This is a genomic window from Methanimicrococcus stummii, assembly GCF_032594435.1.
GTDB lineage: Archaea > Halobacteriota > Methanosarcinia > Methanosarcinales > Methanosarcinaceae > Methanimicrococcus > Methanimicrococcus stummii.
Map to the genome: position 1 here is coordinate 1,264,557 of NZ_CP131062.1, position 14,454 is coordinate 1,279,010.

11 protein-coding genes and 1 tRNA gene are annotated in these 14,454 nt (G+C 45.3%); 5 read left to right on the plus strand and 7 right to left on the minus strand.

The window, feature by feature from the left end:
- Positions 1-65: 65 nt before the first annotated feature.
- The 7 genes from MmiEs2_RS06155 to MmiEs2_RS06185 all read right to left on the minus strand — a co-directional run bounded on the left by MmiEs2_RS06155 (position 66) and on the right by MmiEs2_RS06185 (position 8,343).
- Entirely contained in the window at positions 66-1,292 is a 1,227-nt protein-coding gene (locus MmiEs2_RS06155; protein WP_316558998.1) for a SufB/SufD family protein, read from the minus strand.
- A 5-nt stretch (positions 1,293-1,297) separates the two neighbouring features.
- Entirely contained in the window at positions 1,298-2,050 is a 753-nt protein-coding gene (locus MmiEs2_RS06160; RefSeq protein ID WP_316558999.1) for an ABC transporter ATP-binding protein, read from the minus strand.
- Positions 2,051-2,261: 211 nt separating this feature from the next.
- Positions 2,262-3,461 carry an energy-coupling factor transporter transmembrane component T family protein gene (locus tag MmiEs2_RS06165; RefSeq protein ID WP_316559000.1) on the minus strand — a complete coding sequence of 400 codons (1,200 nt, stop codon included), beginning with the start codon at positions 3,459-3,461 and terminating at the stop codon, positions 2,262-2,264.
- Positions 3,462-3,483: 22 nt separating this feature from the next.
- Complete coding sequence (locus tag MmiEs2_RS06170; protein WP_316559001.1) at positions 3,484-4,542, minus strand: ATP-binding cassette domain-containing protein; 1,059 nt, start codon at positions 4,540-4,542, stop codon at positions 3,484-3,486.
- Positions 4,543-4,632: 90 nt separating this feature from the next.
- Complete coding sequence (locus MmiEs2_RS06175) at positions 4,633-5,199, minus strand: biotin transporter BioY (RefSeq protein WP_316559002.1); 567 nt, start codon at positions 5,197-5,199, stop codon at positions 4,633-4,635.
- Between the two features lie 337 nt (positions 5,200-5,536).
- Positions 5,537-6,385, minus strand: coding sequence for an Mrp/NBP35 family ATP-binding protein (locus tag MmiEs2_RS06180; RefSeq protein ID WP_316559003.1), 849 nt, complete (start codon positions 6,383-6,385; stop codon positions 5,537-5,539).
- Between the two features lie 221 nt (positions 6,386-6,606).
- Positions 6,607-8,343 carry a hypothetical protein gene (locus tag MmiEs2_RS06185; protein WP_316559004.1) on the minus strand — a complete coding sequence of 579 codons (1,737 nt, stop codon included), beginning with the start codon at positions 8,341-8,343 and terminating at the stop codon, positions 6,607-6,609.
- Positions 8,344-8,585: 242 nt separating this feature from the next.
- On the opposite strand from MmiEs2_RS06185, the gene MmiEs2_RS06190 reads away from it, so the two are divergent.
- The 5 genes from MmiEs2_RS06190 (at position 8,586) to MmiEs2_RS06210 (ending at position 14,053) form a co-directional block, all read left to right on the plus strand.
- Positions 8,586-8,658, plus strand: a tRNA-Arg gene (locus MmiEs2_RS06190).
- 233 nt (positions 8,659-8,891) lie between these two features.
- A complete protein-coding gene (locus MmiEs2_RS06195) occupies positions 8,892-9,341 on the plus strand; it encodes an N-acetyltransferase (protein ID WP_316559005.1) in 450 nt (149 codons plus the stop codon).
- A 143-nt stretch (positions 9,342-9,484) separates the two neighbouring features.
- Positions 9,485-10,996, plus strand: coding sequence for a class I adenylate-forming enzyme family protein (locus MmiEs2_RS06200; RefSeq protein ID WP_316559006.1), 1,512 nt, complete (start codon positions 9,485-9,487; stop codon positions 10,994-10,996).
- A 167-nt stretch (positions 10,997-11,163) separates the two neighbouring features.
- Positions 11,164-13,263, plus strand: a complete 2,100-nt coding sequence (locus MmiEs2_RS06205; protein WP_316559007.1) for an ABC transporter ATP-binding protein — start codon at positions 11,164-11,166, stop codon at positions 13,261-13,263.
- Position 13,264: 1 nt separating this feature from the next.
- Positions 13,265-14,053: an energy-coupling factor transporter transmembrane component T family protein gene (locus MmiEs2_RS06210; protein WP_316559008.1), complete on the plus strand. Its 789-nt coding sequence runs from the start codon at positions 13,265-13,267 to the stop codon at positions 14,051-14,053.
- The last annotated feature ends 401 nt before the right edge of the window (positions 14,054-14,454 follow it).

Consider the following 14,454-nt stretch of genomic DNA (forward strand, 5'->3'; position numbering starts at 1 on the left):
TGAAATTAAAACTTGCCCGCTCGCGCGCGCAAATGCTCGCAAGAAAAAACAGAAAAGAAAGCGGATTAAGAAGCATCCGCCGTTTTCTTAATAATTTCATCAATATCTTCTTTTAAGATCTCCGGAATCCCTTCAATGCCGGCGCTTAAAAATCCGCGAACGATTAAACCGGTCGCTTCGTTTTCATCTAAGCCGCGCGTCATCAAATATTCCACTTGGTCGCGTGCGATTCTGCCGATAGACGCTTCGTGCGTCATCTCAACGTCCATTGCGTGCGCTTCAAGAGCAGGGATTGCTTTTTGAGAGCCGTGTTCGTTTAAAACCAAACCGTTGCATTCCAAATGACCGTAAACCTGCGGCGCGTTTCCGATGATGTCGCCGCGAGAAATCACTTCGCCGCCGATTGTAATCGTTCGGGAAATAATCTCGGTTTTGGTGTTCGGCGCGTTTAAGTAAACCTTGCTGCCCATGTCCAAAACGGAACCGGGATGAGCGACCGCAATCGTGTTAAAGTACGCGGCAGCGCCTTCGCCTTCCAAATAAGTCGATGGATTTGTTTGAATGGATTTTGCCGGTTTCATGCAAACGTAATTGTTCGTCAGCTGACCGCCTTCTTCAACGCGGACGCCTGTTCGCGGCCGAACTTCGACCGATTCGCTCCAATCGTGAATCATGGAAAACGTGAGCTTGGCGTTCTTTTTGACATACATTTCAGAAACGCCGATGTGAAGCGCACGGTTGACATCGTCGTGTGTCAGGCAGCCGGTCACGACTTCAAGCTCCGCGCCTTCTTCGACAATGATAATATTGTGAACCGTTTGAAGCGCGGCATCGGACCCGATCATCAAACAAGATTGAACGGGAGACGTGATTTTCACGCCCGGAAGAACGCGAATGAAATAGCCGTCGGAGTCTTCCAAATAGCTTTCCGCCGTGTATTTGTCGGTTTCGGGGCTGACAAGCTTCCACCAATACTCTTCCAGCCAGTCGTATTTCTCTTTTGCTTCTTTGACCGACATGATTTCCAAACCATCTTCGGAAGACGAGCGATGGGAAACTTTGTTGTTAAACATCAAGAAATTTCCGCCGGCATCGCCGTCGGCTGAGATTCCGACATTCGTGAGTGATGATTTAATCATGGAATCCAAATCAGTCATTTTTTTGACTTCCAAAGATTCATCGGGGATATGATACTGTTTCAAATCCACATGACCGCCGTACATCGCTTCTTTATCCAATGATTTTTTTGCGCGTTCCGCGGTTTCTTTATTGATTGTGCTTTTGTCCGTCATTTCCCTCACTCCAGCTGTATCGGATTGACTTTGCAGCGAATGCACTCTTCATAGCCCTGCGTCTTGATTTCATCAAGCAGACGCGCCGGGTTTCCGGAACACATGACCGTTCCGTCGCACAAAATATACGCTTTGTCGGCGGCCAAATAATCCAAAATTTCGCCGGTGTGCGTGATTACGAGCGCGGATTTGCGATCGGGCGCGTGAGAACAGGCTTTGTGATTGCAGATCAGCTTTTTAATCGTGTTTCCGACTTGCGCCATGTTGACCGGATCGACGCCGGATTCCGGCTCGTCCAACAAATAAAAATCGGGACTTTGAACACTGAGCTGAAGCAGTTCCGAGCGTTTGATTTCGCCGCCCGAAAAACCGACGTTGATATCGCGATCCAAAAAGCGTTCCATGTCAATTGCGCGCGCCATTTCGTTTAAATCCAAAGATTTGCCGCCGGCTTCAATTTCCACCAAATCGCGCAGCTTAACGCCTGCGATATTGGGCGGACGCTGAGACATGATGCCGATTCCCATTTTCGCGCGCTCATTAATCGGCGCTTCCGTGATGTCTTTTCCTTTGAAAAAAATCTTCCCGGAAATCACTTTAAAATTGGAATAACCCATAATCGTGCTCAAAAGCGCGGATTTTCCGGCACCGTTTGGGCCGAACAAAATCGTCGTCTCGCCTTTTTCCACCGTCAGTGATACATTTTTGAGAAGCGGCCGCCCTGCCACCTCCACATATAAATCTTCAATTTGAAGCATCGTTTTGACTCCTGAAATATTCTGAATAAACCATAAATGTAATCCCAAATGATTTGAGAAATAAAAAGATTCTGAAAAACTGTTCTATTTGTCATTATTTGGACATATTTCTATAAAACAGATTAGTATCAAAAAGATACTGAAATGATTAATGCGTTTCTATAAAAAGATTTGGAAAAATCAGAATAAAAATGAAGAAAAGGAACACGAATCAAATGTGTGTTCCGAGTGAAATCTGCATCCAGCCGACACTGACAATGATGAAAAACATGACAAAAAGGAAGGCGCAGAAGAAAACGCCGTCTTTTCGCGTCATTTTCAATTCGCTCATGGAAGTCTTGCCGATGCCGGTATATCCGCGATTAATCATAGCTTTTGAAACGTCATCGGCGAAATCAATGATGGAATTAATCAGCGATGTTGAAACGATTTTAATCGAGCGGAACGGGTGTTTGCCGGGATTAAAAGCGCGGGACTGCGCCGACACTTTGATTTGAGAGGACGTGGAAGTCAAAAGCGGAATGAACCGAATGGTCAAGAGAACCATAAGCGCCAAGTCCTGAGATGTGATATTCGCCCATTTCAGCGGAATCGGACGAACCATTCGTTCAATGCCCTGAATCAGCGCGGACTGTTTGGTTGTCGCCGCCATCAAAGACGCGAACAAAATCAATAAAATGAATTTCAAAGCGACGCCGAGGCCGGTCATGAAACTGTACATGCTCGGGTAGATTGAAAAACTCGTCTCCGGCGTGACTTTAATTTCATAAATCGCAGGCTTGCTTAAATGAACGCGCCTGTTCGGATCATCCGCCGGAATCGGTTCAAAATAATGTTTATTGAAATGATCTTCCGGAATCTGATCGTACGGAATGCGCTCGATTCTGAAACTGCCGACTTCAAACCGAGCCGGACCTTCGACATCAAAAGAGCCGTTCGGCGGCGGTCCTGAGAGAATTAAATAATGATAATCGCCGTTATTGTGAAAATCAGCCGGCGGATATTCGTAAAATCCTTCGAAATATTGAAGCTGATAAAATTGAACTTCATGTTCGAGTTCTTTTGCCGCGAACATGTATTGCGGATCCAGATTGTTAATTTGATCGTCCATGATTTTGACGGAGAGTGAAATGTCCGAAAAAACAGGCGTCGGCGCGAACAGGAAATGCAGCAAAAAGACAACGACGATGAAAAAAAGCAGCGGTTTAACGGATAAAACCAATTTTTTAATCGGAATTCGAGCGACCAGCGCAACAATCGCAAATAAAGCAAGAAGAGAGAGTAAACTCCAGATGCGGTTAATATTGAAAATGATGATGCTTAAAATCATCAAAGTAATAATTTTTGTCCGCGGATCCAATTTGTGCAAAAAAGAATTGCCGCTGACGTAACTCAAGAACTGTTTATACATCTCTACCGTCCGTTTTTGTATTTTATAGATTTGATTGTTGATTTGATTGCGGATTTGATTGTTGACCGGATTGTTGATTTGATTGCTGAATTTGTTTTAAAATTTCATCCGCCGCCGCTTTCGGATCTGAAATTGTTTCAGAAATTTCAACGCCGCCTTCGCGAAGATGTTTGAGAAGCTCAACCATATCCGGCAGGCGGTATTTGCCGGACGCGATGTATCCGGAAAGGTCGCCGTCAAAAGCGATTTCGCCTTTATCGAAAACAATAATCCTGTCGGCTTTTAAAAGGTCTTTCGGGTTGTGGCTGATGTAAACAATCGTTTTGCCGCGCTCGTAAAGGCGGTCGATTAATTTTAAAATGCGGTCTTCTGCCGCCATGTCCAGCATGGACGTGATTTCATCAAAGACGATGCACTCAGGATCCATCGCAAGCACGCCTGCAATCGCTGCCGCCTGCGCTTCACCGCCGCTGAGCGTCGACGGATCTTGGTAAGCGAGCTCTTTGAGGTGAACGGCTTCCAAAACACCGGAGACGCGCGTTTTAATTTCTTCGCGGTCCAATCCTAAATTTTCGGGCCCGAACGCGATGTCTTCTTCAACCGTATTTCCGACAAATTGCGTGTAAGGATTTTGGAAAACAATGCCGACTTCACGATGAATGGCAGACGCGTTCTTTCGCTCTTTCGTATCCTTGCCGAAAACTTTCATTTTGCCGGATGTCGGGCGCAAAAGACCGTTTAAGTGGTAAGCGAATGTCGATTTCCCGGAACCGTTCAAGCCGACGATAATTGTAAAATCGCCTTTATAAATTTTCAAATCAATGTTTTTAAGAATCGGGGAACCGCCGGGATAGGCAAATGAGAGAGCATCCGCTTCAAAAGCAATTTCAGGCTCAACGGAATTGTCAACGGGATTTTCATTTGAGTTCTCACTTGATTTCTCGTTTGAGTTTTCATTCGATTTCTCATTTGAATTTTCGTTTGAAGATTCTTTTGAAGAATTATCCGAATCCGCATTTACTTTTAAATCCGGATTTTGTTCGGAAACTTTCGTTTCGGATATTTCCGCGTCGTTTGTCATTTGTGTCCCCTCGATTGTATCCCCGAAGATACTCGTTTTTGATTTAATTTTATTTTGATTTCATGAAATATAAAAAATTGCGATTTGAAATCAAATCGCTTTGAAATTAACTTTGCGAATGAGCGCCGGCGCAACCAAACCGATTGCGATTGATTTAATCATGTCACCGACAAAGAACGGCGCAAAACCGCCCAAGAATGCCGCCGGCAAAGAAATCGAGCTGAAGAATGCCAAATGGAGAGAGCCGATTGTCAGAATTAAAATGCTTCCAAGCGCGGCAAGCCCGAACATGACAGGCGGCGTTTTTTTTGAAACAAGATCACTCAGCCAGCCGACAATGAACGCGACGACAACGAATGAATACAAATAGCCGGCAGTCGGTCCGGCAAGGATTTGAATTCCGGCGGCACCGCCTGCAAAAACAGGAATGCCGATGAATCCGACAAGAAGATAAACAATAATGCTGAGCGTTCCCCAATTTCTGCCAAGCGTGACCACCGCCAGCAGAACAAAAAATGTCTGAAGCGTAATCGGAACGCCAAACGGCAGCGGAATTTTAATAAACGCGCCGGCGGCAATCAAAGCTGCAAAAAGCGCGGCCAACACCATTTTTTTGATTTTGACGGGATCAGAATTATAATCAGAAATTTCGTCCATAACATATCACATTTAACCCAAAGATTTACAAACTTCATTCACCCGACACCGTTTGTCTGAAAACAGCCATAAACAAACAAAACACAACGAATATCAAAAAATATTCGAAATCATGCATCATCAGAAAGAATCATCCGACAAACGTTCAGAAAAAATCATCGGAAAGTCATCAGAAGAAACCATTGTAAACCCAAATTTCCCAATGAGTAAACAATTACATTCAGCTATAAATATTTTATGAAAAGTGCAATTTCAAAAAAAGTAATCTCCCGAATGCGATTAAATAGAGAAGTATAAATAGATAAAAACAAAAAAAGAACAGAAAAAATCTGAGATTTTACTGTTTTAAACTGTTCTTTTCAACCGTGTCCAAAACTTTTTGGAACTCCTTCGTCCATTCGGATTCTTTCATCATCCATTCAACCATTTTCCCATTTTCCTGGGCTTGTGAGAAAGCCGGGTCCATCGGCAAGCGCGCCAGAATGGACGCGTCGAAATCAGTTGCCGCCTTGTCAAGACCGCTCGCACCGTAAAGATCGATTTTTTCATCGCAGTGCGGACAAATCAAACCGTCCATGTTGCTGACGATTCCGACAAGCGGAACGTCCATTTTTTGAAGGAAAGTCAAAGATTTGCGGACGCTTGTCAGCGCGATGTCCTGCGGAATTGTAACAATGATTGCGCCGTTGTTTTTCGGCAAAAGCTGCATGATTCCAAGCGGCTCGTCTCCGGTTCCCGGCGGCAGGTCAATAATTAAATAATCCAAATTTCCCCAATCGACATCGGTGAAAAACTGCTGAATCGCGCCGGCTTTTGCCGGACCGCGCCAAATCACCGGCGTATCGTCATCGGGCAAAAGCAAACCGATTGAAATGACACCGAGATTCAAATTCGCCTCGGGTTTTGCCGGAATCATTTTTTCATCGACGACTTGCAAATCTTCCTGACCGATTCCGAAAATTGCGGGAACGCTCGGCCCGTGAATGTCACAGTCCATTAAACCGACATGGTTGCCGCGAACAGCAAGACCGGCTGCAAGCGCGCAGGCGACAGTGCTTTTGCCGACACCGCCCTTGCCGCTCATGACGACAAATACGTTTTTAATGCGGCTCATGTCAATTCCCGGAACAGCGCGAGACGGCTGATTTTGTTTTTGCGTTTTGTTTACAACATTTAATTCTGTCATTGATTTCACCTGAATTTGATAAGAATAATATGAATAAAACAAATGATTTAAAAATTCGACTCTTAAAATTAAAAACGAAAAAACGAGTGCAAATTTTCAATTCGTTTTTGAAAAAATGAAGCGACACGCGCGCGGCGCCCCGACCGCCGAAAAACACGAAATAAAAGAGAAGCGTTAAAGGCGAAAGCCCTTAACGATTAAATGAAAAAAAGAAATTCGGATTATCCGAATTTGTATTTTCTCTTTTCATTGTATTTCCACAAAAGAACCGCGACAACCGCAAGGATAACCAAGAGAACGATGCCGATGACACCGTAAACCAAATAGGTCACCAAACTGCTTCCGGATCCGGCGGAAGGCTGTTCGGGCTCGGGCGTGACAGTTCCGGGCTCAGACGGCTCAGGCGTCGGCGTCGGTGCCGGCGTATAGTCGCCGAGAATGCCTGCCGCAGGATTGTTTGCGCTGCTGTTTAAAGCAACGGTGTAAACCTGAACTTTGTCGTAGCCGGCTGTGTACCCGGTTGATTTTGTCAAAGCCGGAAGACCGTTTTCAATGACGAAAACGTCAGACATCTGAATGCCTGCGACATCGGTTGCTTCAATCGGGAATCTGCCGGATCCTCTGTAAGTTCCGACAAGGTTGTTGCCGCCGCTTCTGACAGTCGCATTTCCTTCGCCGAAATCAATTTCTCTCGGATCGGTGTTGCCGACAATAACGTTGCTTGAAAGCGTTGCCTGACTGTTGGAAACGTTGATTCCGCCGCCGCCGACATCCTTTGCAGTGTTGTTGGATTTTGCGGTGTTGCCGGCAAGAACGGATTTCGTCAATGTCACATTGCCGTCATTCCACAAAGCAGCTGCGCCGCCGAAGAATTTTGCCGTGTTGTTGACGGCTGTGACGGATTTTGCGTCCAACGTACCGCGGTTGAAGAAAGCGCCGCCGTAATTTGCGATGTTGTTGAGGAACGTGCAGGTGTCAATCGTTGCCGTTGCACCGACATCGATGTGAACGCCGCCGCCGTCATCCGTAACGTTCGCATTTGAGAAAACGGAATACTTAATGTTGCCGACAGAACCGTTCTTCAAAGAAATGCCGCCGCCGCTGCCGGAAGATTTGCCGCCGTCAAAGGCGCAATTTTCCGCGAGAAGCGTGCCGTAAGCGGTAATGCCTGCGCTTTCCGTTGCTGTGTTGTTGGAGAAGGTGCTGTTTCTGATTTCAACAATCGTTCCGGAAGAAGCGGTAACAGGACTGCCTTTGGAAGTAACTTCGTTGTTAATGAAACGAGATTGGGAAGCAATCAATTTTCCCTGATCCAGCTGGATAACATTGTATTTGTCGGAATGGCTGTCAATCACAGAGTTTTGAAGCTCGACGTTGCCGCTTTTGACATAAATTGCGGAACCTTCGGAAGTCGCGTTGTTTTTGTAAACGGAAGAGGAAACGAGTTTCACATTGCTGCCGTTTGAGACATAAACCGCGCCGCCGAAATCGGCTTTGTTTCTCTGAATCGTACAGGATTCGATCGTGACATTTGCGCGGTCAGCCGTAACGGCGCCGCCGGTACCGTTCATTGTGTAACCGTTTTCAATGGTCAGCTGTCTGAGAACAACATTGCTGCCTGAGACGGTAAAAATCGTCATGTCTTGCGTGACCGGACTGGAATCACGTTTGACGGTGACTTTTGAGCTGCCGCCGATTGTCAAATCTTTAGAAATGTTTAAAGAACCGTTCATGAGTGAGACGGCGGTGATGTTGTCCGCGAAAACAATCGTGTCGCCGGAATTGGCTTTCGCGATTGCTTCACGCAGCGTCATATTACTGAGATCAACCGTGCTGAGATTGACTTTTCCGGTGTCGCCCGCGGACGTCACAACCCATTCCTGGGCGGCCGCAACGCTTGTGAAAAGGAACAAAATCAAAACGGATAAGATAAGTGTTTTTGCAATTTTGGAATGCATCTTTATCCCCTAAATTTTCGTTATAAAATTTCGTTGTAAAATAACCTACTTTGTTAAAACGATAAACAGATACATCGGGAAAAATCCGACATAATTAATGAATATGAATGAGCAAAACGTATATAAAAATATTTGAGAATTAAAAAACGTAGAGAGAGACATTAAAAACAAAAAATATGAATGAACGTCAGCAAAACATAATATTAATATGTAAGACAAAACATTAAAGAAATACTCACACCGGGCGCGTGGCCTAGCGGATATGGCAGCAGCCTCCTAAGCTGCAGGCCGGGGGTTCGAATCCTCCCGCGCTCGCATTTCATTTTATTTTTAGCTTTATTTTGTTTCATTCTGTTGTTTTTTTTCTGTTTGTTTTTTTCTGTTTGTTTTTTTCTGTTTGTTTCATTTTTTGATTTTGTTCTGTTTTTCGGTTTTTTGTTTTTCATTTATTTCATTTCTTGCATTTTGTCATTTTAAAACCGATATTACCGATTGTTTTTTATCCTCACAGATAATTTGAACTCAACCAATTCTGCCGGGGTGGCGTTTTGATTCGAAAAGCAAAGATGAGTGACGTTTTTGAAATGAAGGAATTGATTAATTCCTATGCGACGGACGGCTGTATGCTTCCGCGCTCCTTAGACAGCCTTTACACGAATATCCGTGATTTCGCAATCATGGAAGACGACGGAAAAGTTGTCGGCTGCTGCGGCGTGCATCCGGATTGGGAAGATTTGGGAGAAGTTGTCTCCTTCGCGGTCGCAAAACCGTACACGCGCAAGGGAAACGGAACGCTCCTTTTAGATGCCTGTGTTGAAGACGCAAAAACAATCGGTCTCCGGAAATTATTTGTTTTAACAAGCAGTCCCGAGTTTTTCAAAAAGAAAGGTTTTACGGAAATCAAAAGAGAAGAACTTCCGTGGAAAATCTGGGCAGACTGCGTGAATTGTTCCAAATATCCGGACTGCAATTCTGTTTCTTTGATAAAAGAAATTTAAGACTTGATTAAAACAAATCATAAAAACAAATCTGAAAGGATTGTTTAAACTTTTTTTATTTTCAATTAAATTGCCAATAAAATGAGAATGTTTATATACAATGCACATATTTGTCCATTATAGAGCTTAAAGGAACATTAACTATGTTAAACATTACCACATTTTTGGACGCAAACATGCGCCGCCTTTCTAAAAATGTCTTTCATTCGCCGGAGCGCGGAACATATTACACCTCCGCCGAAATTCTTTCGATCGCTTCGGGACTTGCAGAGAAACTGAAAGAAAAAGGAATCGGAAAAGGCGACCGTGTTTTGATTTATTTGAACAATTCGCCGGAATATTTGTTTTCTTATTTCGCGATTTGGAGACTCGGTGCCGTCGTTGTCCCGACAAATCGCGTTTACACGAAATTCGAATTGGATTATATGATTCAAAACGCCGGCGTTCGCCTTGTTATTACCGATGAAGACGGCGTTGATTTTTTTGAAGACAATTCGTCCTGCTCGGTTTTTGTTCCGGCCGGCATTGAAGAGATGAGAAATCATCCGATTTTGCCGCCGACGGAAACGGATCCCGAAGATTTGTGCCAGATTCAATACACGTCGGGAACAACCGGAAAGCCCAAAGGCGCGATGCTCACGCACGGCAACTGGTTGGCCGCCATTTCCAATGAAGTCGACGTCATGGAATTCGTGGAATCCGATGTCTATTTGGGCATTTACCCGATGGGACACGTCGGTCTCAGCTGGGGCATTGCGGCACTTCGATCGGGCGCGCTTTACATCATGATGGAGCGCTACGAGCTTGAAAATTATCTGCATTTGATTGAAACGCATAAAGTGACGGCACTTTCCGGAATGCCGCCGGTGATTCATTCATTTGTCAACTGCCCCGCAGGAACGGAAGAGCGCGTCAAAACCGTTCGCGAAATCATTTCCGGCGGCGGCCCGCTTCACAATGAAGTTTGGAAAACGTTTCACCACCGCTACAATATTCCCGTCGTCAACGCTTACGGCCTTTCCGAAACGATTGTGATCGGAACGGGAACCGTCATTCGTCCGGTCGATTACGCGACCGCCGACAAATTCCAAAGCGTCGGACATCCGGTTTGTTTCTCGGAAGTCAAAATCGTTGATGAGAACGATTCCGACCGCGAACTTGAACAGGGCGAAATCGGCGAAATCGCGCTTCGCGGGCCGGCTGTCGCCAAAGGATATTACGGCATGCCGGAAGAGACGAAGCAAGTTTTCTTAGCCGACGGCTGGTTTTTGACCGGCGACATCGGCTATTTGGACGCGGATTTGCGCCTTTGTCTGACGGACCGGAAAAAAGATATGATTGTCATGTCGGGCTGGAAAATTTACCCGACGGAAGTCGAAGACGTTTTGCTTCAGCACCCGGATGTGTCCGATGCAGCCGTTTTCGGCGTTTTGCATCCGCACCGCGGTGAAATGCCTGTTGCCGCAATCATCTGGCGCGCGGGCTGCGAGAGCCCTGCAGAGCTTTCAGACTTTGCAAAAGAGCATTTGGCCGGTTACAAAGTTCCGAAACACATCTTGAGCGTGAGCGAATTGCCGCGCGTCAACGGATGGAAACTGCTCCGCAGGGAACTCCGGGCGAAATATGAACCGATTTTCCAAGATCAAAAAAATTGAACAAATTCAATAAAATATTGAAAAAAGAAAATCGGCAATATTTCCCCATTGTGATTTTAAACATCGGACAGCATCGCTTATGAAATTTTACGATTCATTTCAAATTCATTTCATTTCAAAACATTAAAAATCAAAATGAAGGAACATTTTAGGAATTAAGATCTTACATGAAATCCAGAGATATTGCGCTTGTCGGCATTTTGCTTGCCGCGGGCGCCATTGCCAGATACATTTCACTTTTCATTCCGGGCGCGATTGTCGCGAATCTGACAATCGCTTTTTACTGCCTCGCAATCATTTTGGTGGTCCCAAAATTCAAGGAAACGCTCGGAATCGGGTTGGTGGCCGGTATCATTTGCGCCGTTTTCAGCCATTCCATTTTCCCGCTCGGAAATTTAATATCAGAACCAATCGGCGCGTTCGTTTGTCTTTTGGTTTACAAAGTCATTCAAAATAAAACAAAACTCGCGCCGGGAATTACAACAGCGATTGCAACCCCCGCGAGCGGTTTGTCATTTGTCGCAATCACTTGCTTGGTGATGATTGCAACAACAGACGCAACGCCTGCGACGATGCTTTCGTTTGCAATTTCGCTCACGCCGATTGTTCTTGTCGCAACAATTGTTAATTCAATCATCGTTCAGGTGATTGCGATGCCGGCAACAACCGTGATGCAAAAAACGCAGCCGATTTTGAAAGGAAAACACGATAAGCCGGCAAATTCCGAAACAATCATCGGACTTGAAAATGTCAGTTTTACATACGGCGCGGCACAAGGTCAAACGGAGACGGCAGACAATCAAACCTCAGCTCAATCAACGGCGTTGGACCCTTCGATTGACAATGTTTCTCTTCAAATCGGAAAAGACGAATTTGTTGTCGTGACCGGTCCGTCGGGTTCGGGAAAAACCACATTCTGCCGAACCGTGACGGGAATCATTTTGCATTCCTACGGCGGAACGGTTTCGGGTGACATTACCGTTTGCGGAAAATACGCGGACGATTATAAAGACATGGAAGAGCTCAGCCTTGAAGTCGGCATGGTCTTTGATGACGCCGACGCGCAATTGATTTTTACGACGGTCGAAGAGGAAATCAAAACGGGGCTTGAAACAAGAAAATTATCGGAAGCGGAAATTTCCGAGAAATTGAATCATTTGTACGCGCTGACGAATACGGGCGAAATTAAAGACCGCGCGCCTCACGCGCTTTCCGGCGGCCAGAAGCAGCGCGTCGCATTCGCGGCGGCGCTCTCAAAGGAAACGCCGATTCTGGTTTTGGACGAGGCGACTTCCGAACTTGATAAAAACGCCCGAAGACAAGTTTATTCCGTTTTGAAAGGATTGGCGGACAGCGGCAAAACCGTTGTTTTGGTCGAGCATATGGTCGATGAAACCGTCGATTACGCGACGCGCCAAATTCGATTGGAACACGGAAAAGTCGTTTATGACGGCAAGCCTGTTAAAGATTCGGCGACAATTCCGGCTTTTGAAAGGGCGGAATATTCAGAACCAGAGGAATCAAATTCAAAAAAACCGATTGCATCGGTTCGGAATTTGGTTCACGTTTACGGCGGCAACAATTTAAAAGCGCTCGATGATGTTTCTCTTGATTTGTACGCCGGCGAGATTATTGCCGTTGTCGGAGAAAACGGATCGGGGAAAACGACTTTGATTAAACACTTGAACGGTTTGCTTCGCCCGACTTCGGGCGCGGTTGAAATATTCGGGAAAAATATTGACGGCATGCGCGTTCCGGAAATTGCCGAAAACGTCGGATTGGTTTTTCAAAATCCGGATACGATGCTGTTTGAAAATACCTGCCGAAAAGAAGTCGAATTCGGTTTGAAAAATATCGGTAAAAACGATTCAGCGGCGGTTTCAAAAGCGCTTTTTGAGGTTGGTCTTTCAAATAAAGAAAACATCAATCCGCGCTATCTCAGCCGCGGCGAACGTCAACGTTTGGCGCTGGCTTGTGTTTTGGCGATGGGACAGCCGATTCTGATTTTAGATGAGCCGACGACCGGCCTTGATTTGCAGGAATCTTTTGAAATCATGGAACTTTTGATGAAGATTCGAAACGAAGGCAAAACAATTCTGATGGTGACGCACAGCCCGAAAATCGCGGAAATTGCGGCGGACAGAATTATTGAAATGGTCGGCGGCAAGATTACGAATATCATTGACGGAACAAAATATTTGACCGGCGAAATCATCGAAAGCACCGACATCGAACTTGCAGAAACCGAAACAGAAGGGGGTGTCTGAAATGGACGACATTATGCAGTACACGCCCGGCAACGGTTTGTTCCACCGCCTGAATGCGATGACAAAGATTATTTTTGCCGTCGGCATGCTGATTGCGGCTGTGATGACTGAAAACCAATACATTTTGGCGGCGATGATTGTCTTTATTGTCGCGCTTGCAGCGGTTTCGGGACTCGGAAAAGCGCTCTTAAAACAGCTTCCGATTTTAATCATTCTCAGCGTTCTCTTGGTTCTGCTGACGGTTTTGACGATGAAAGACGGGAACACGCTCTTTAATTTGATTCCGATCGGTGACGGCTATATTCCGGTGACGACGGGCGCGATTCTCTTCGCCGTGACAATGAGTCTTCGATTCGCGGTTTTGATTTCATCATTCCAGATGCTGGTTATTTCAACGCAGCCGAGCGAACTTGTCAACGCGCTTTACATTCTGCGCGTGCCGAGCGATTACGCTTTGATGTTTTTGATTGCGATTCGCTTTATTCCGACGCTTCAGCGCGAAGGGGTTCGAATTAATGAGGCGCAGCTTTCAAGAGGATACAACCCCGGCGGCGGTTTAATCGGAAAGATTAAGCAAACCGGGCCCGTGATGCTTCCGCTGATGCTCAATTCATTGTCAAAAGCGGATACGCTCGGATTGACGATTGATATGCGCGGGTATCGGAAAGCGTCGGAGAATAAAAGAAAAATCAAGTACAAGGCCGCCGATATTTTGATGATTGCTGCGGTTTTGGCAATTATTGTTTTGATGGCGGCGATTGCTTTGGGTTTATTGGTTTTGCCGATTTAACCCAAACATCGGTTTTTTGAAGAAAATATTGAAAACCCGAACTCCGATAAAATCCTAAAAATTTTTGAATTTTTAAGAAAAAACGGAGTTCGTTTTTCATAAAATTAAAGAAAAACGATGTTTCTCTTTTTGAAAATGATTGGAAAACCAAAACAACATCCTCCAACGACGAATTTCTCGAGCGCAGCGAGTGAAATGAGACGTTGGAGATTCACCCCAAAAATTCAATGAAAAACCATAGTTAATTAATTTGAATTTCAAAAAGGAGGATTTGATTCATTTAAATTTTCTTTTTTTTGAAAAACCTCTCCAAATTCCGATTTTGTTCGCCGCTTCGCGCCACCCAAAATTCGTAATTTGAAGTGGGGTTTGCTGTATTAATTTCAAACCCAACCATCGGT